At 58.5% G+C, this 16,925-nt stretch carries 15 protein-coding genes; 7 read left to right on the top strand and 8 right to left on the bottom strand.

Going from position 1 to position 16,925, the window contains the following annotated elements; genetic code table 11:
• Positions 1 to 9: 9 nt before the first annotated feature.
• Positions 10 to 3,060, bottom strand: coding sequence for a formate dehydrogenase-N subunit alpha (gene fdnG, locus IM300_RS17420; RefSeq protein WP_193037570.1), 3,051 nt, complete (start codon positions 3,058 to 3,060; stop codon positions 10 to 12).
• Between the two features lie 371 nt (positions 3,061 to 3,431).
• Between fdnG and fdhD the strand changes: the two genes are divergently transcribed.
• Positions 3,432 to 4,268: a formate dehydrogenase accessory sulfurtransferase FdhD gene (gene fdhD / locus IM300_RS17415; protein WP_193037568.1), complete on the top strand. Its 837-nt coding sequence runs from the start codon at positions 3,432 to 3,434 to the stop codon at positions 4,266 to 4,268.
• A 114-nt stretch (positions 4,269 to 4,382) separates the two neighbouring features.
• Positions 4,383 to 4,595, top strand: a complete 213-nt coding sequence (locus tag IM300_RS17410; protein WP_003861966.1) for a DUF1471 domain-containing protein — start codon at positions 4,383 to 4,385, stop codon at positions 4,593 to 4,595.
• Positions 4,596 to 4,635: 40 nt separating this feature from the next.
• Here IM300_RS17410 and IM300_RS17405 read toward each other — a convergent pair whose 3' ends face one another.
• Entirely contained in the window at positions 4,636 to 4,959 is a 324-nt protein-coding gene (locus tag IM300_RS17405) for an AzlD domain-containing protein (protein WP_193037566.1), read from the bottom strand.
• Positions 4,959 to 5,618 (bottom strand): AzlC family ABC transporter permease, encoded by a 660-nt coding sequence (locus tag IM300_RS17400; protein ID WP_063449690.1) that lies wholly within the window; start codon positions 5,616 to 5,618, stop codon positions 4,959 to 4,961. Before IM300_RS17400 ends, IM300_RS17405 begins: the two co-directional genes overlap by 1 nt.
• 103 nt (positions 5,619 to 5,721) lie before the next feature.
• Between IM300_RS17400 and IM300_RS17395 the strand changes: the two genes are divergently transcribed.
• The 5 genes from IM300_RS17395 (at position 5,722) to IM300_RS17375 (ending at position 11,723) form a co-directional block, all read left to right on the top strand.
• Positions 5,722 to 6,270: a helix-turn-helix domain-containing protein gene (locus tag IM300_RS17395; protein WP_003861973.1), complete on the top strand. Its 549-nt coding sequence runs from the start codon at positions 5,722 to 5,724 to the stop codon at positions 6,268 to 6,270.
• Positions 6,271 to 6,287: 17 nt separating this feature from the next.
• On the top strand, positions 6,288 to 7,283 hold the full coding sequence (locus IM300_RS17390) for a LacI family DNA-binding transcriptional regulator (RefSeq protein WP_193037564.1): 996 nt from the start codon (positions 6,288 to 6,290) through the stop codon (positions 7,281 to 7,283).
• A 104-nt stretch (positions 7,284 to 7,387) separates the two neighbouring features.
• Complete coding sequence (locus IM300_RS17385) at positions 7,388 to 9,511, top strand: alpha-galactosidase (RefSeq protein WP_193037562.1); 2,124 nt, start codon at positions 7,388 to 7,390, stop codon at positions 9,509 to 9,511.
• A 44-nt stretch (positions 9,512 to 9,555) separates the two neighbouring features.
• The gene (locus IM300_RS17380; RefSeq protein WP_131637386.1) at positions 9,556 to 10,827 is read left to right on the top strand and encodes an MFS transporter; all 1,272 of its coding nucleotides are present in this window, start codon (positions 9,556 to 9,558) and stop codon (positions 10,825 to 10,827) included.
• Positions 10,828 to 11,231: 404 nt separating this feature from the next.
• Positions 11,232 to 11,723 (top strand): hypothetical protein, encoded by a 492-nt coding sequence (locus IM300_RS17375; RefSeq protein WP_193037560.1) that lies wholly within the window; start codon positions 11,232 to 11,234, stop codon positions 11,721 to 11,723.
• A 64-nt stretch (positions 11,724 to 11,787) separates the two neighbouring features.
• On the opposite strand, the gene rhaM is transcribed toward IM300_RS17375, so the two are convergent.
• From rhaM to IM300_RS17350, 5 genes are all read right to left on the bottom strand, one after another.
• Positions 11,788 to 12,102, bottom strand: a complete 315-nt coding sequence (rhaM, locus tag IM300_RS17370; RefSeq protein ID WP_063449695.1) for an L-rhamnose mutarotase — start codon at positions 12,100 to 12,102, stop codon at positions 11,788 to 11,790.
• Positions 12,099 to 13,247: a lactaldehyde reductase gene (fucO, locus tag IM300_RS17365; RefSeq protein WP_193037558.1), complete on the bottom strand. Its 1,149-nt coding sequence runs from the start codon at positions 13,245 to 13,247 to the stop codon at positions 12,099 to 12,101. The genes rhaM and fucO overlap by 4 nt, the downstream gene beginning before the upstream one ends.
• Positions 13,248 to 13,344: 97 nt before the next feature.
• Positions 13,345 to 14,349 carry an ABC transporter permease gene (locus IM300_RS17360; protein ID WP_193037556.1) on the bottom strand — a complete coding sequence of 335 codons (1,005 nt, stop codon included), beginning with the start codon at positions 14,347 to 14,349 and terminating at the stop codon, positions 13,345 to 13,347.
• A complete protein-coding gene (locus IM300_RS17355) occupies positions 14,346 to 15,350 on the bottom strand; it encodes an ABC transporter permease (RefSeq protein WP_193037554.1) in 1,005 nt (334 codons plus the stop codon). The genes IM300_RS17360 and IM300_RS17355 overlap by 4 nt, the downstream gene beginning before the upstream one ends.
• Positions 15,351 to 16,853 carry a sugar ABC transporter ATP-binding protein gene (locus IM300_RS17350; protein WP_193037552.1) on the bottom strand — a complete coding sequence of 501 codons (1,503 nt, stop codon included), beginning with the start codon at positions 16,851 to 16,853 and terminating at the stop codon, positions 15,351 to 15,353.
• Positions 16,854 to 16,925: the final 72 nt, after the last annotated feature.

Here is a 16,925-nt window from a genome sequence, read left to right as displayed (position 1 = left end):
TCGTCTCCGTTACACCTTTTCCACGTTCACGAGGAAGGCTTTAAACTCCGGCGTCTGCGTGTTCGCATCGCCGACGAACGGCGTCAGGGTGTTCGCAATGAACCCTTTCTTCGCCACGCCCTCATAGCCCCAGTGAATCGGAATACCGATGGTATCCACCTGCTGACCGTGAACGTTCAGCGTGCGAATACGCTTGGTCACTACCGCTTTGGCTTTGATGTAGCCACGGTTGGAAGAGACCTTCACGGTATCGCCATGGGCAATGCCGAGCTTGTTCGCCAGCTTCTCGCCGATCTCCACAAACTGTTCCGGCTGCGCGATGGCATTAAGCAGCGCGTGCTTGGTCCAGTAGTGGAAGTGTTCGGTCAGACGGTAAGTGGTGCCCACGTACGGGAACTTGTCCTTTTTACCCAGCGCTTCAAAGTCGCCCTTGAAGATACGCGCTGCCGGGTTAGAGACCACGTTCGGGTGCAGCGGGTTGGTGCCCAGCGGCGTCTCAAACGGCTCGTAGTGTTCCGGGAACGGCCCTTCCGCCATCTTGTCGATAGCAAACAGGCGCCCCATCCCTTCAGGCTGCATGATAAACGGCCCAACGTCGCTGCCCGGTGCGGCAGTGCTGTAGTCCGGAATATCCACGCCGCCCCATTTCGCGCCGTCCCACTTCAGAAGCTGACGCTTCGGATCCCACGGGTTGCCCTGCGGGTCAGCGGAGGCACGGTTATAGAGGATGCGGCGGTTAAGCGGCCACGCCCATGCCCAGCCCAGCGTATTACCGAGGCCCGACGGGTCGGCGTTGTCGCGGTTGGCCATCTGGTTGCCTTTCGGCGTCCAGCTACCGGCAAAGATCCAGCAGCCGCTTGACGTCGTACCATCATCGCGCAGGTGCGCGAAGGTGCTGAGCTGGTCGCCTTTTTTCGCCAGAACCGCACCGGTCGCCGGGTCGATAACGTCCGCCAGCGCCTTACCGTTGCTCTCCATGGCCACTTCTTCCGGCGCAGGGTTTTCCGGCGTCGAGTAGTTCCAGGTCATGTTCAGCACCGGCTCAGGCGTTGCGCCGCCCTCAGAGGCGTACATTTTACGCAGGCGTAAGAAGATGCCGGCCAGGATCTCGCCGTCGTTCAGGGCGATGCCCGGGGCGTCCGCGCCTTTCCAGTGCCACTGCAACCAGCGGCCAGAGTTGACGATAGAACCGTTCTCTTCCGCGAAACAGGTAGACGGCAGACGGAACACTTCGGTCTGAATCTTCGACGGATCAACGTCGTTCGACTCACCGTGGTTCTGCCAGAAGGTCGAGGTTTCGGTATTGAGCGGGTCAATCGTCACCAGGAACTTCAGCTTCGACAGAGATTCGACAACCTTGTTCTTGTTCGGGAACGACGCGACCGGGTTAAAGCCCTGGCAGATATAGCCGTTGACCTGGCCCTGATGCATCATCTCGAAGTACTGGAGGACGTCGTAACCTTTGTCCCACTTCGGCAGCCAGTCAAAGCCCCAGCTGTTGTCCGCCGTCGCCTTGTCGCCGTAGAAGGCTTTCATCAGCGAGACGAAGAACTTCGGATAGTTGCCCCAGTAGTTCACCTGGCCTTCGAGCAGCGGTTTTGGCGTGCTGGCCGTCAGGTAAGTTTGCAGGTCAGTCTGTTTTTCGCTTGGCAGGTTCATGTAGCCCGTCAGGCTCTGAGACAGCAGGCCGAGGTCGGTCAGACCCTGGATGTTAGAGTGACCGCGCAGGGCGTTCACGCCGCCGCCAGCCATCCCCATGTTGCCGAGCAGCAGCTGAACCATCGCCATGGTGCGGATGTTCTGCGCGCCGATGGAGTGCTGCGTCCAGCCGAGCGCATACAGGAACGACGCGGTTTTATCTTTCGCGCTGGTTTCCGCAATCAGCTCGCACACCTTCAGGAAGTCTGCCTTCGGCGTCCCGCAGATGTTCTCGACAACGTCCGGCGTGTAGCGGGAAACGTGCTCTTTCAGCAGGTTCCACACGCAGCGCGGGTGTTGCAGGGTGGTGTCGCGCTTCGCAAAGCCGTTTTCGTCCAGCTCGTAGTTCCAGCTGGTTTTGTCGTATTTGCGTTTTTCGGCGTCATAACCGCTGAACAGGCCATCGTCGAAGCTGTAATCCTCACGCACGATCAGGCTGGCGTTGGTATAGGCTTCGGTGTATTCGCGGTTATATTTTTCGTTGGTCATCAGGTACAGCAATACGCCTGACAGGAAAGTGATGTCAGTACCTGAACGAATAGGGGTGTAGAAATCCGCCACTGACGCCGTACGCGTAAAGCGGGGATCGATCACAATCAGTTTCGCACCGTTGTGGATTTTGGCTTCCATCGCCCAGCGGAACCCGACAGGGTGCGCTTCAGCGGCATTACCGCCCATCACCACAATGAGGTTGGCGTTCTTGATGTCGACCCAGTGGTTGGTCATCGCACCGCGACCAAATGTTGGAGCAAGACTTGCTACCGTTGGTCCGTGTCAGACACGCGCCTGGTTGTCGACCGCGAGCATACCGAGTGCGCGCGTAAATTTCTGGGTTAAATAGCCGGTTTCGTTACTGGAGGCTGAAGCACACAGCATCCCGGTGGAGAGCCAGCGGTTAACGGTGGTGCCTTCGGCATTCTTCGCGATAAAGTTGGCATCGCGGTCTTCTTTCATCAGCTTAGCGATGCGATCGAACGCCTCTTCCCAGCTGATTTGCTGCCATTTATCAGAGCCTGGCGCGCGATACTCAGGAAACTTCAGGCGGCTCTCGGAGTGGATAAAATCTACCAGACCGGCCCCTTTCGGACACAGCGCACCACGGTTGACCGGATGATCCGGATCGCCTTCAATGTGGAAAATGGATGCTTTGGCGTTTTTCGCACCGTCGCCGAGGCTATACATTAACAGCCCACAGCCGACGGAGCAGTACGTACAGGTGTTACGGGTTTCGCGGGTACGCAGCAGTTTATACTGCCGCGTTTCCGCCAGCGCTACGCCGGGCGCAAAGCCCAGTGCCGCCGCCGTGGTGCCTGCCATACCGCCAGCGCAGATCTTAAAGAACTGCCTTCTGCTGACCTGCATGGGTCACTCCTTGGTTCATTACGACATTGCTATGTAGTTTTACTTTGCGGTTGAGAATTAACCGCAAAGGAGAAAAATTTGCATTAAACCCCCATTTCTCCGAGGGATAAGCGCAGAATACCACAATGTCGGTACGCCTGTTCCAACGGCGTTAAAACAAAGTGAACGTATTATCACGGCATTGATTATAAAATGTGATATCAGTCACATTTTTCTCTGGGGATGTTAAGGGTGTGTAGCAGGCGACCGGTTGCACCCCTCCGAATTGAGTAGGAGAATGGTTGCTGAAAAGTTGATCCATACTATGCGTAAGGTCTGCTGTTTGTGTTGCAATAGCAGGCTCACTTCCGTGGTTGTTCAGGAATACCGTTGTGTCTAAACAAAACCGTGCTGCCCACGCGTCGCCACTGCCTGCGGGCATTGTGGAACTGTCGGTACACAGACCGCCCCATATCTCAGATGCCACGCCAGATTTTCTGGCGGAAGAAGTCCCCGTTGCGCTGGTTTACAACGGTATTTCGCATGTGGTGATGATGGCCTCGCCGAAAGATCTCGAGCTGTTCGCCATCGGTTTCTCCCTCTCGGAAGGCATTATTGCCCATCCGCAGGAGATCTACGGCATGGACGTCGTGCCGGCCTGCAACGGTCTCGAAGTGCAAATCGAACTCTCCAGCCGCCGCTTTATGGGGCTTAAAGAGCGTCGACGGGCGCTGGCCGGACGTACCGGCTGCGGCGTGTGCGGCGTTGAACAGCTTAACGATATTGGTAAACCGATTGTTCCCCTGCCGTTCACCCAGACGTTTAATCTGGCGCATCTTGACCGGGCGCTTGAGCATCTGAACGACGTTCAGCCCATCGGCCAGCTCAGCGGCTGTACGCATGCGGCGGCGTGGGTATTGCCGTCGGGGAGTATTGCAGGCGGGCATGAAGACGTTGGCCGCCACGTGGCGCTGGACAAGCTGCTGGGCCGCCGCGCACGGGAAAACAACGTCTGGCAGCAGGGCGCGGCGTTAGTCTCCAGCCGTGCCAGCTATGAGATGGTGCAAAAGTCCGCCATGTGCGGCGTGGAAATCCTGTTTGCGGTGTCGGCGGCAACCACGCTGGCGGTGGAGGTGGCGGAGCGCTGTAACCTGACGCTGGTGGGGTTCTGCAAGCCGGGTAGAGCAACCATTTATACCCATCCTCAGCGGTTAATGGTTGATCAGTAATTTTGAATGATATAGGCAAATCCTTCCGCTTTTAGTTGATCGGGATGAGGGCTACTATTTATCTCATCAAGGCACGGTGCCTTACCAAAACAACTTAACGAAAGGGTTTATCTCATGAAAAGCATCAAAACTTTTGTCGCTGTAATCGCTCTGGCTACATCTTTCGGTTCTTTCGCTGCGCAGACAGTGACCGCATCCGCCTCTACGCTGGACGGTGCTGAAGCTAAAATCGCCGCACAGGCTCAGGAAGCAGGCGCGTCATCCTATAAAATTACCCAGGCGTTCACCGGTAACCGCGTCCACATGACCGCTGAACTGAACAAATAATTTCGCTATACCGTCGAAAGAGCGCCCCTGGGGCGCTTTTTTAGTTTATACCCGCCAGACGCAGCAGCGCCGTCACCACCGCCGCCGCGACGATCACCACAATTAACGGCATTTTTCGCCAGGCCAGAAACACAGCGAACCCCACGCCCAGCACGCGCGCCATCCCCGCAAAATGTTCCCCTTCATAAAACGTTGTTGCCAGCGCGACGGAGAACAGCAAAACGGTAGCCGCATCGGAAAGCAGCGCCTGCGATCGTTCAGAAAGCGCCAGCCGGTTGCCGAGCTTTGCCCCGCCAAGACGCATCAGATAGGTTCCGGCAGAAAGAATGGCGATGCCGAGAATAAAGACCGTCATGTTTTCCATTATTTTTTCCTCGCGGCGAGACCGAGCAAAGAGAGCAGTACTGGCAGGCCCACCGGCGCAAACGGCACCGCTGCCAGCGACAACACAGCACCGCTACAGGCGCGGATCAGCGTGGTGCGGTTTTTAAATGCCGGCACGACTAACGCCAGCAGGATCGCCGGAAACACCGCGTCCAGCCCGATGGTCTCCGGGTCCGGCAGCAGCTTGCCGACCATTGCCCCCAGCACCGCCCCCAGCGGCCAGATGATTGCCACGCCTAGCCCGCACAGCCAGTAGGCCGCCTTACGCTGCTCGGCGGTTTTTTGCGACAGGCCGAACACCACGCTTTCATCGTTCATGATATGACAGCCCAGAAAGCTCAGGCCGCGCTTGCCCACCAGCTCACGTACCGTCACGCCGAACGGCACATGGCGGGCGTTAACCAGCAAACCGGCCGCCGCCGCTGCCAGCGGATTGCCGCCGCTCGCCACGATGCCGATGAACATAAACTCGGATGCGCCCGCCAGCACCGTGAGGGAAAGCACAAACGGCACCCACAGCGGGAAGCCGTAGGCCATCGCCAGCGAGCCGTAAGACATGCCGACCACGCCTACCGCGAGGCAGACCAAAATTATCGCTTTTATCGTGTCGCCTTTCAGACAAGAGAGGTGATTCTTCATACCCTTTTAGCCATATCGAACGTATTTCCATTATAATGAACGCATCAAAATCGTTTTACAAGATGAACGAATCGTTCGTTATAGAGAGACAGAGGCCGTTTTTATGACGCAGCCAATCAGCGTGATCGCCAAAAGCCTGGTGCGGGAACGCCTGCGAACCGGGCTTTCACTGGCGGAAATTGCCCGCCGTGCCGGGATCGCCAAATCCACGCTTTCTCAGCTGGAGTCTGGCAACGGCAATCCCAGCCTGGAAACGCTCTGGTCGCTTTGCGTGGCGCTGGATATTCCGTTTGCCCGGTTACTGGAGCCGCAGCAGCCCGTCACGCAGGTGATCCGCCGCGGCGAGGGCACAAAGGTGGTTGCCGGGCAGGCGAACTACGAGGCGATTTTGCTGGCGGCGTGTCCGCCGGGGGCGCGTCGTGATATCTATCTGCTGCTGACTCAGCCGGGCGCAGACCGTATTTCCCAGCCGCATCCGCCGGGGTCGGTTGAGCACATTATCGTGACCCAGGGGCGGGCGATGGTCGGCCTGATCGACGCGGCGGAAGAACTCGGCCCGGGCGATTACATTTGCTACCCCGCCGATCAGCCGCATATCTTTAAGGCGCTGGAGCCGGATACGCACGCCCTTCTGGTGGCGGAACAAAATTAACGAAGATACGGAAAATCATGTCGCTCAAAGCCATTGCTAAAGAACTGGGGCTGTCCGTCACTACCGTCAGCCGCGCCCTCAACGGGTATGACGACGTTTCTGCTGAGACGCGCGCCCGCGTGGAGGCGGAGGCCCAGCGCCGTGGCTACCGACCTAATACGTTTGCGCGCCGCCTGAAGATGGGCAAAATTGATGCCGTCGGCCTCGTTTTTCCCGTGCATCCTGTTCCGCTCAATAACAGCGTTTTTATGGACATGGTCGGCGAAATTAGCCACGAACTGGCGCGACATGAGATCGATCTGCTGCTCATCGCTGACGACGATCTGGCGGACAAACACAGCTATATGCGCATGGTGCAAAGCCGGCGCGTGGATGCGCTGATTGTGGCCCATACGCTGGATCGCGATCCGCGTCTTGAGCAGCTTCAGGCCGCCGGTTTCCCTTTCCTGGCGCTTGGCCGCAGCCAGCTGCCGCAGCCGTACGCGTGGTTCGATTTCGACAACTATGCCGGCACGTACCAGGCCACCCGCTGGCTGATCGAGAAAGGCCATCAGCGCATTGCCCTGCTGGGCGAAAGCAATAATCAGGCATTCATCACCCAGCGGCGACAGGGCTACCTGGACGCGCTGCGGGAAGCCGGGCTCTCCAGCGAATGGCTGCGCGCCATGCCCCCTTCGCGTCGCGTAGGCTATGCGACCACGCAAGAACTTCTCTCCCTGCCGCAGCCCCCCACGGCCATCATTACCGACTGCAACACCCACGGCGACGGCGCGGCGATGGCGCTGGCGCAGATGGGGCGCCTGTCCGGCGACGAGGCCGTCTCGCTGGTGGTTTACGACGGTTTACCGCAGGACAGCATTGTCGATATCGACGTGGCGGCGGTGCTCCAGTCCACCCGCCAGGGCGTCGGAAAGCAGATTGCGGACATGGTGCGCCAGCTGATCAACGGCGATGACGTCGAACGGCTCCAGGTGCTCTGGCAGCCGGAATTCTTCCCGGGTCAGACGGCCTAAACCGGGCAAATTTCCAAACCCGATCACAGATCCGAAACGTTTTGGTTTGTATCCGAAACGTTTCGGATCAACACTCAAGGCATCCCGACGACAGGAGATGTCTGATGCAAGATGCCATTTTACGACTCGAAAGCACCACGGTTGACGTGGTGCTAAAAACCTATCCGTTCGCCGAAATTCTCTACTGGGGGCCGCACCTTCACCACTTTTCGCCGCAGGATGTCGCTACGCTGGCGCGGCCGGTGGCGAACGGCAGGCTGGACGTGGACTCACCGGTGACGTTGATGGCCGAGCTGGGGCACGGGCTGTTTGGCTCGCCCGGTATTGAGGGGCATCGCCAAGGGCTGGACGGGTCCCCCGTCTTTACCACTACAGACGTGCAGCAGCAGGGACACACCCTGACGGTAACGGCGGAGGATAAACAGGCGGGCCTGCGCCTGACCAGCGAGCTGGTGCTGGAGGCCAGCGGTGTGCTGGTGGTGCGCCACGGGTTAACCAACCTGAAAGCACAGGCGTGGCAGGTGGACCGATTCGCCGTCACGCTGCCGGTAGCCGAGCGCGCGCAGGAGGTGATGGCCTTTCACGGACGCTGGATCAGGGAATTTCAGCCGCACCGCGTCACGCTTGAGCACGACAGCGTTGTCATTGAAAACCGTCGGGGTAAAACGTCCCACGAACATTTCCCGGCGCTGATCGCCGGTACGGCATCGTTCAGCGAAATGCAGGGCGACGTCTGGGGCGTGCATCTGGGCTGGAGCGGCAACCACCGCCTGCGCGCCGAAGCGAAAACCGATGGTCGCCGTTATATACAGGCCGAAGCGCTTTACCTGCCGGGTGAAATGGCGATTGAAGAGGGCGAAACGCTCTGGACGCCGCGCCTGTATGCCAGCTACTCCCCGCACGGGCTGAACGGCATGAGCCAGCAGTTCCACCGCTACCTGCGCGACCACATCATCCGCTTCCCGGAAAACAAACCGCGCCCGGTACACCTCAATACCTGGGAGGGGATCTACTTCAGCCACGACCCGGAGTACATCATGCGTATGGCCGACGAGGCCGCCGCGCTGGGCGTGGAGCGCTTTATTATTGACGACGGCTGGTTCAAAGGCCGCAACGACGATCGCGCCGCGCTGGGCGACTGGTACCTGGATGAGAAAAAATACCCGAACGGCCTGACGCCGGTCATCAGTCACGTTAAACGGCTCGGCATGGAGTTTGGCATCTGGATCGAGCCGGAGATGATTAACCCGGATTCCGATCTGTATCGCGCGCATCCTGACTGGGTGCTGGCGCTGCCGGGCTACGCGCAGGCGACCGGGCGGCACCAGCTGGTGCTCAACCTGAACATCCCGCAGGCCTTTAATTATCTCGTGGAGCGCATGAGCTGGCTGCTGGGCGAACATGCTGTCGACTACGTGAAATGGGACATGAACCGCGAGCTGGTGCAGCCCGGGCACAACGGTAAAGCCGCCGCCGACGCGCAGACCCGCCAGTTTTACCGCCTGCTGGACGTGCTGGGCGAGCGTTTCCCGCACATTGAATTTGAATCCTGCTCCTCTGGCGGGGGGCGAATCGATTATGAAGTGCTGACCCGCAGCCACCGCTTCTGGGCGTCCGATAACAACGACGCGCTGGAGCGCAACACGATCCAGCGCGGCATGAGCTACTTCTTCCCGCCGGAGGTGATGGGGGCGCATATCGGTCATCATAAATGTCACGCCACCTTCCGCCAGCACAGCATCGCTTTCCGTGGGCTGACGGCGCTGTTTGGGCATATGGGGCTGGAGCTGGATCCGCTCACCGTGGATGCGCAGGAGCGTGAGGGCTATCGCCATTACGCCGCGCTGTATAAGCGGTGGCGCGAGGTGATTCATCACGGTACCCAGTGGCGCGTGGACATGCCGGATGCCACCACGCTGGCGCAGGGTATAGTGAGTGAAGACAAAACGCAGGGGCTGTTTATGGTCAGCCAGCTCGCAATGCCGGATTACACCCTGATGATGCCGCTGCGCATGCCGGGGTTAGACGCCAGCGCGCAGTACCGCATCACGCTGCTGGATCATCCGAACATTCAGATCACGGGCGAGGGTGGACACACCATGCGCAAGCTGCCGGCGTGGATGGAAGCCCCGCAAACGGCAAGCGGCGAATGGCTGATGCGGGCGGGTATTGCGCTGCCGATTCTGGATCCGGAAACCGCCATTCTGATTGGCGTGGAACGCGTGTAAAGGTGACGGGCCGGGCAGCCGGCCCTCCGTTGAGGATAAAAATAATGAACACAACAACCTGTACCCACAAAGACAACCCTAACTTCTGGATCTTCGGGCTGTTCTTCTTTCTCTACTTCTTCATCATGGCCACCTGCTTTCCTTTCCTGCCGATCTGGCTGTCGGACATCATCGGTCTGAACAAAACCCATACCGGGATTGTCTTCTCCTGCATCTCGCTGTCGGCCATTGCCTTCCAGCCGGTGCTGGGCGTCATTTCGGACAAGCTGGGGCTGAAAAAACACCTGCTGTGGATAATCTCAGTGCTGCTGTTTCTGTTCGCGCCGTTTTTCCTGTACGTCTTCGCGCCACTGTTGAAAACCAATATCTGGCTGGGCGCGCTGAGCGGCGGGTTGTATATCGGCTTTGTTTTTTCAGCCGGATCCGGGGCGATTGAGGCCTACATTGAACGCGTGAGCCGCAACAGCCTCTTTGAGTACGGCAAGGCGCGCATGTTTGGCTGCCTCGGCTGGGGGCTGTGCGCCTCAACGGGCGGCATTCTGTTTGGCATCGACCCGTCGTATGTTTTCTGGATGGGATCGGCGGCGGCGCTTTTGCTGATGCTGCTGCTGGTGGTCGCGAAACCGAAGCCCAACCAGACGGCGCAGGTGATGAACGCCCTGGGCGCGAACCAGCCGCAGATCACCGCTAAAACCGTGTTCAACCTGTTCCGCCAGCGCAGAATGTGGATGTTCATTCTGTACGTGATTGGCGTGGCCTGCGTGTATGACGTTTTCGACCAGCAGTTTGCCACCTTCTTTAAAACCTTCTTCGCCACGCCGGAAGCGGGCACCCGGGCGTTCGGTTTTGCCACCACGGCGGGGGAGATTTGTAACGCCATCATCATGTTCTGCTCGCCGTGGATCATTAACCGCATCGGCGCGAAAAACACGCTGCTGATTGCCGGGGTAATTATGGCGACGCGCATCATCGGTTCGTCGTTTGCCACCACCGCCGTGGAGGTGATCGCCCTGAAGATGCTGCACGCGCTGGAGGTCCCGTTCCTGCTGGTGGGGGCATTCAAATACATTACCGGAGTGTTTGATACGCGCCTGTCGGCCACCATCTACCTGATTGGCTTCCAGTTTGCCAAACAGTCGGCAGCGATTTTCCTCTCCGCCTTTGCCGGAAATATGTATGACCGGATCGGCTTTCAGGAGACGTACCTGATGCTGGGCTGTTTCGTACTGGCGATTACGGTGGTGTCGGCGTTTACGCTGAGCAGCAGGCGGGAGATTGCTGCACGAAGTAACACGGTGGAGGCGAACCAGGCATAGGCGCTGTAAAACGACGAAACCCACCAGAGGTGGGTTTCATAAATCGCTTTGCCTATGGTGTACGCAACCAGAACCTATAAAAAGGGGAAGTAGACAGTACAGGCTTTCAGGACCAAATTCTAACGGTTGAAGGATCCACCGTCAACTGTATCTACAGGTCTATGGTATGCTTCGGCACATCGTTCTGGGAGCACGAAAAAATGCCGCAAGTCACTAATTATAAACCGATTATTTCATTGATCTCATCAATACGTCTGGACGGATATCGCACAACGTTTCGTCCAAATAATGAATGCGAATTATACGGTATATACATCTGGTCTCAGCATGCAGCAGCGTCCATTTATCCTCTCCTCCAGAACCTTGAGATCTCTTTAAGAAACGCGGTCGACAGAGAAGCCAGGATGAGATTTGGCGATATGTGGTGGGAAACGATTCACTGCACAAAAGATAGGGATGAGTGTCATTTCTATAAAAACATCGAGAAGGCTAAAGAGTGCCTTACCCGTGAATGGCGCAAAAAAGAGATGGGACGCAGGCGAGGAGCTTATGCTCAGGTGCAACCGGTCCCGGAATGGAGTCACGATCGGATTATGGCCTCAACGGATTTTAGTACCTGGCATTATGTTTTGAACAATGAATTTAACGCTCCCGCGCCGCGAGATAACCATGGGTATTTATGGCCAAAATCATTGAGTAAAGTATTTAAAAATTACGCCAGAATTAACACGAACCCGCAAAAAGTCAGAAAAGCGCTGATCGATCTCATCTTTGAACTGAGAGAGTATCGAAACCGTTTTGTGCGTTATCGCCCGAGCAGATTGCCGTTATTGAACAGTACTGTCACGATGCGAAAGAGAGGAACGAAACCATCATCTGGGAGCATGATACGGTAGTTTATGGATTGAGAACTTTGCGCTAAAAGCAGGTGACGCGTGCGTTGCATCACCCGCTTTGCCGTTACGCTAAGTAAAACACCTCTTTCAGATCCGAACTCACCGGGCTGTTATCCGGGTTCGACGGCATGACGTCAGCCATATGTTTCCACCAGCGCTGGCAGACGTCGGTATTCGCCACCGCGTTCCAGCGCTCCTCCGACTCAATCTCCACCGTCGCAAACAGCAGGTTGCGTTCTCTGTCGAGATAAATGGCGTAGTGGTGCGCGCCGTGGGCTTTCAGCACCGCTTCCAGTTCGGGCCAGATCGGATTGTGGCGTCGGGCGTACTCTTCGTGCGCGTCCGGGTTTACCTGCATCACAAACGCTTTGCGGATCATAATGCCTCCAGATACAGCTCGCGGACCTCGTCGCGGCTGGCGGTGCGCGGGTTGCACGGCGCGCACGGATCGGCGAGGGCTTTATCCAGCCAGCCTTCAATGTCGGCTTTGGTGACGCCGAGCTGGCTGAAGCCGGACGGAATGCCGACGCGGGCGCTCAGGTCACGAATCGCCTGAATCGCTGCCATGCTGGCGGCTTCGTCGCTCATTTCGCGCGTGTCAACGCCCATTGCCTGCGCCACGCGGGCAAAACGCGCGACCGCGTTCGGGCGGTTAAAGTTTTCGATGATCGGCAGCAGGATGGCATTACATACGCCATGAGGCAGGTTGTGCGTTGCGCCCGGCTGGTGCGCCAGAGCGTGTACCAGCCCCAGCCCGGCGCTGTTGAACGCCATACCCGCCAGGTACTGACCGAAGGCCATCTGCTCGCGCGCTTCCAGGTTATGACCGTCGTCGACCGCTTTCGGCAGCCAGAGGTTGATCAGGCGAATCGCCTCCAGCGCATTGGCATCGGTCAGCGGGTGCGCGCCAACGGACACGTAGGCTTCAATGGCGTGGGTTAATGCGTCCATGCCGGTTGCGGCGGTCACGGAGGCCGGAATATCGAGCATCACACTGGCATCGTCCACCGCGATATCCGGGATGATGTTCGGGTCGATGATGACTTCTTTCACCTGACGCGCGGAATCGATGATCACCGCGTTGCTGGTCATCTCCGCCGCCGTGCCCGCGGTGGTGTTGATGGCCACCAGCGGCACGCCCGCGTTTTTCACCTTGCCGACGCCGGAATAATCGGTTGACGGACCCGGGTTGGCGGTGAGGATTTTTATCGCTTTGGCGGTATCAATTGGGCTGCCGCCGCCAAAGGCGATGATGTAATCGCATTCCGCGTCCTGGTAAGCGGCAAAGCCTTTCTGCACCAGCGCCTCCGTCGGGTTCGGGAACACCTCATCGAACAGGTGATACGACATCTGATGGGCGTCCAGCGCGGTAAACAGGCTGTCGAGCAGGCCGAGCTTCACCAGCTGGCCGTCGGTGACAACCAGCGCTTTTCCCCACTGCTTGTTCGCCACCAGGTTGACCATATCGCCGATTGCACCCGCGCCGTGCAGGCTGATTTTTGGAAGTGCCAACATAAAGCTCATGATAATTCTCCTTAATTACTGTGAATTTTATGCCCGGCGGCGCTGCGCTTGCGCGGGCCTACGGTTAAGCAGGCCGGTTAAACGCAGCTCCACCCGGCTATGAGATCCGTCTTCGCTGCATCACCCGGCGGGTAATAATCGGCAGTGAAATCACCACAATCAGCATCGCGCCGATAATCACCGACATCACAATGCCGGGCACGTTGAGCAGGCTCAGGCCAAAGGTCACCAGCCCCATCAGGAAGGCGGCGATAATCACGCCCACCATGCTGCCGGACCCGCCGAAAATATTGACGCCGCCGAGCACCGCCATCGTCACCACCGCCAGCTCCCAGCCCATCGCAATCGTCGGGCGAGTGCTGCCCAGACGCGAGGTGAGCAGCACTGACGCCAGGCCGGACATTAACCCCACCAGCGCGAACAGCATCAGGTTGTGGCGTTTAATGTTAATGCCGGAATACCACGCGCCGGTCGGGTTATTGCCGATGGCGTAGGTGCGGCGGCCAAAGTTGGTGCGGTGCAGCACAAAGGCAAACAGAGCGGCCAGCACGATAAACAGCGCGAACTCAAACGACAGCGCGCCCCAGACGTAGCCCTGGCCGAACCAGGCGAAGCTCTCCGGGTAGCTGTTCAGCGCCTGGTCCCCGAGCAGGATGTAGGCGATCCCGCGGTACAGGCTCATGGTGCCGATGGTGATGACGATGGACGACAGATTAAAGCGCGTCACCAGGATGCCGTTAAACAGTCCGCACAGCAGCCCGACGCCAAGTCCCACGCAGACCAGCAGCGGCGTATCGACGCCCGCCGCCGCGCAAAAGCCCATCACCGTGGAGCTGAGCGCGATGGTGGAGGCCACCGACAGGTCAATTTCCCGGGCGATAATCAGCATCGCCATCGGCAGCACGATGATCGCCTTTTCGGTGAAGTTGAACGTCGCATCGGAGAGGTTCCAGACGTTGAGGAAGTAGGGCGAGGCGAGCGCGTTCACTATGAATACCGCCAGCGTCACCGCCAGCAGGAAACCTTCCCAGCACAGCAGGCGCCGGAAGATGCCCGTCGCAGAGGTCGGTTCGATCGCTTCAGATGTCATCATTTTGCTCATGATTTCACCGCCAGTTTCTGACGCGCCAGCGCGGCGTCGCGCAGGATCAGCCTGCCTTTGCGCCTGTTGCCGCGCTCGTTCAGCAGCACTGCAACGATAATTACCGTGCCGGAAATGGCCATCTGCCAGAACGGGGAGACGCCGATCACCGGCAGGGCGTTGTTAATCACCCCGAGGAACAGGGCGCCAAACAGACAGCCGAGCACGCGCCCGGTGCCGCCCATGGTGCTGATCCCACCAATCACGCAGGCGGCCACCACCTGCAATTCAAAACCGTTAGCGACGTCGACATACGCAACGGCAAAGCGCGAGATCCACAGGTAGCCGCAGAACCCGGCCAGCAGTCCGGAGAGGCAAAAGCTGATGAACTGCATTTTCCCGGCGTTGATCCCGGTATAGTACGCCGCCGTCGCGTTGCCGCCTGCGGTATAGAGCGCCCGTCCGGTACGGCTGTAGCGCAGGAAGTAGCCCACCAGCAGCAGCGCGGCGATGGCGCACCAGCTCAGTACCGGCAAGCCCAGCAAAGAGGCTCGCGGCAGCCCGAGAAAGTCGGCGCTCATCTGGTTGGCGTTCACCCAGCCGCCGCCGGAGAGCAAAAAGATAATTCCGCGGTAGATGCTCATAGTGCCGAGCGTCACCACAATCGCCGGAATGCCCAGCTTCCACACCAGCAGGCCGTTCATCGCGCCCATCAGCAGCCCAAGCGCGCTTGCCAGGATAAGCAGCGGCCAGACGGGCACGTCCGGGTAGTGGAAGTTAATCAGGGCGACAATCATCCCGGTCAGGGCAAGATTGGCCGCCATCGACAGGTCGATGCCTTTGGTGAGCAGCACCATCATCTGCCCGAGCGCGAGAACGATCAGAATGGCGGTGTCGTTAAACATTTCCACCAGGTTGCCCGGCGCGACAAACGACGGCACGCGGCTGCCGATGGCGACGATCATCAGTACAATCACCGCGCCAAGCAGCGCTTCACGGTGTTTTAAGAGTGAGCTCAGCATTTATGCCGCCTCCTGTTTTGCACCGCTGGCGGCGCTGACGATGGTTTCCGCCGTCGCATCTCCCGCCTGGTATTCGGCGACCATCAGCCCCTCGTGCATTACGATGATGCGGTCCGCCATGCCCATCACTTCCGGCAGTTCGGACGAAACCATAATCACCGCCAGCCCCTGACTGACCAGCTCGGACATAAACTGATGAACGGCTGCCTTTGAGCCGATATCGATGCCTTTTGTCGGCTCATCAAGGATGATCACATCAGGGTGCGTTGCCAGCCATTTGCCGATAACGACCTTTTGCTGGTTGCCGCCGGAGAGGGTCTCTACCGCCTGCTTCCAGCTGAAGGCCTTCACGTGCAGACGTTTGGCATACTCGTCTGCCAGCTTCCATTCGCGGTCGTCGTGCAGTACGCCGCTCGGATTGAGCGTGCTGAGCTGAGGCAGGCTGATGTTCTGGGCAATCGGCAGCGCGATAATCGCCCCCTGTTTCTGCCTTTCTTCCGGCACGCAGACAATACCGGCTTTGATGGCATCCGCAGGCTGGCGAAAGCGCCGGGGCTGACCATTGAGGATAATTTCCCCGGACGCTGGCCGCGTAACGCCGGAAAGCGCCTGCATCAGTTCGGTACGCCCGGCACCGACCAGCCCGTAGAAGCCAAGGATTTCGCCTTTATGCAGGGAGAAGGAGATGTTTGCGAACTCGGTCGTGTGGCAGAGGTTTTTCACTTCCAGCACCGTTTCGCCCTTCTCGCAGTCGATTTTCGGGAAGGTTTGCGTAATGGCGCGCCCGACCATCATCGACACCATGCGCTCCTCGGTGATCTCATTTATTGCACCTGCGCCGACGAACGCGCCGTCGCGCAAAATGGTGTAATGGTCCGCCAGCTCAAAAATCTCGTCGAACTTGTGGGATATAAACAGGATGGCTTTCCCCTCCTGCTTTAAGCGCTCCACAATCTGGTAAAACTCGAGGATTTCATGCTGCGACAGCGCCGCCGTGGGTTCATCAAGAATAACCACCTGCGCCTCAAAGGAGAGCGCGCGGGCAATCGCTACCATGTGACGCTGGGCGATGCTCAGGGTTTTCAGCGTCGCGCGCGGGTCGATTTGCACCTCCAGCCGCGTGAGGATGGCCTGCGCCCGGCGGTGCATTTCCGGCCAGTCGAGCTTTTTCAGGAAGCCCTTGTGAAGGTACTGACCGACAAAGATATTTTCGGTGACCGATAGCTCATCGAACAGTACGGTTTCCTGGTGAATGGCGGTGATGCCGATTTTATGCGCCGACTCCGGCGTCGGGAGGTGCACGGGGATCGCTTTGTAGAGGATCTCGCCCTCGTCGGGCTGATAAATGCCGGTCATCACTTTGACCAGCGTCGACTTGCCCGCGCCGTTTTCGCCTATAAGCGCCGTCACTTTGCCGGGCCACAGCGCAAGCTGCACGTTCTCAAGGGCACGCACGCCGGGGAACACCTTCGTGATGCCAGAAAGCTGTAGCAATGGGGTCATGATAGTTCTCCTGGACAGGGGAATGTGTAGGGCGGGTAAGCGGCAGCGCCTCCCGCCTTTTGCCGGATGGCG

The organism is Enterobacter cloacae complex sp. I2 (assembly GCF_014896205.1).
GTDB lineage: Bacteria > Pseudomonadota > Gammaproteobacteria > Enterobacterales > Enterobacteriaceae > Enterobacter > Enterobacter quasihormaechei.
The sequence above is the reverse complement of the archived record's forward strand: the minus strand, read 5'-3'. Positions and strand labels throughout refer to the sequence as shown.

Bases quoted from the DNA above. Each gene is read 5' to 3' on its own strand.
- IM300_RS17410 (WP_003861966.1), top strand. From the start codon at position 4,383: ATGAAAAGCATCAAAACTTTTGTCGCTGTAATCGCTCTGGCTACATCT.
- IM300_RS17405 (WP_193037566.1), bottom strand. From the start codon at position 4,959: ATGGAAAACATGACGGTCTTTATTCTCGGCATCGCCATTCTTTCTGCC.
- IM300_RS17400 (WP_063449690.1), bottom strand. From the start codon at position 5,618: ATGAAGAATCACCTCTCTTGTCTGAAAGGCGACACGATAAAAGCGATA.
- IM300_RS17395 (WP_003861973.1), top strand. From the start codon at position 5,722: ATGACGCAGCCAATCAGCGTGATCGCCAAAAGCCTGGTGCGGGAACGC.
- IM300_RS17390 (WP_193037564.1), top strand. From the start codon at position 6,288: ATGTCGCTCAAAGCCATTGCTAAAGAACTGGGGCTGTCCGTCACTACC.
- IM300_RS17385 (WP_193037562.1), top strand. From the start codon at position 7,388: ATGCAAGATGCCATTTTACGACTCGAAAGCACCACGGTTGACGTGGTG.
- IM300_RS17380 (WP_131637386.1), top strand. From the start codon at position 9,556: ATGAACACAACAACCTGTACCCACAAAGACAACCCTAACTTCTGGATC.
- IM300_RS17375 (WP_193037560.1), top strand. From the start codon at position 11,232: ATGAGATTTGGCGATATGTGGTGGGAAACGATTCACTGCACAAAAGAT.
- rhaM (WP_063449695.1), bottom strand. From the start codon at position 12,102: ATGATCCGCAAAGCGTTTGTGATGCAGGTAAACCCGGACGCGCACGAA.
- fucO (WP_193037558.1), bottom strand. From the start codon at position 13,247: ATGAGCTTTATGTTGGCACTTCCAAAAATCAGCCTGCACGGCGCGGGT.
- IM300_RS17360 (WP_193037556.1), bottom strand. From the start codon at position 14,349: ATGAGCAAAATGATGACATCTGAAGCGATCGAACCGACCTCTGCGACG.
- IM300_RS17355 (WP_193037554.1), bottom strand. From the start codon at position 15,350: ATGCTGAGCTCACTCTTAAAACACCGTGAAGCGCTGCTTGGCGCGGTG.
- IM300_RS17350 (WP_193037552.1), bottom strand. From the start codon at position 16,853: ATGACCCCATTGCTACAGCTTTCTGGCATCACGAAGGTGTTCCCCGGC.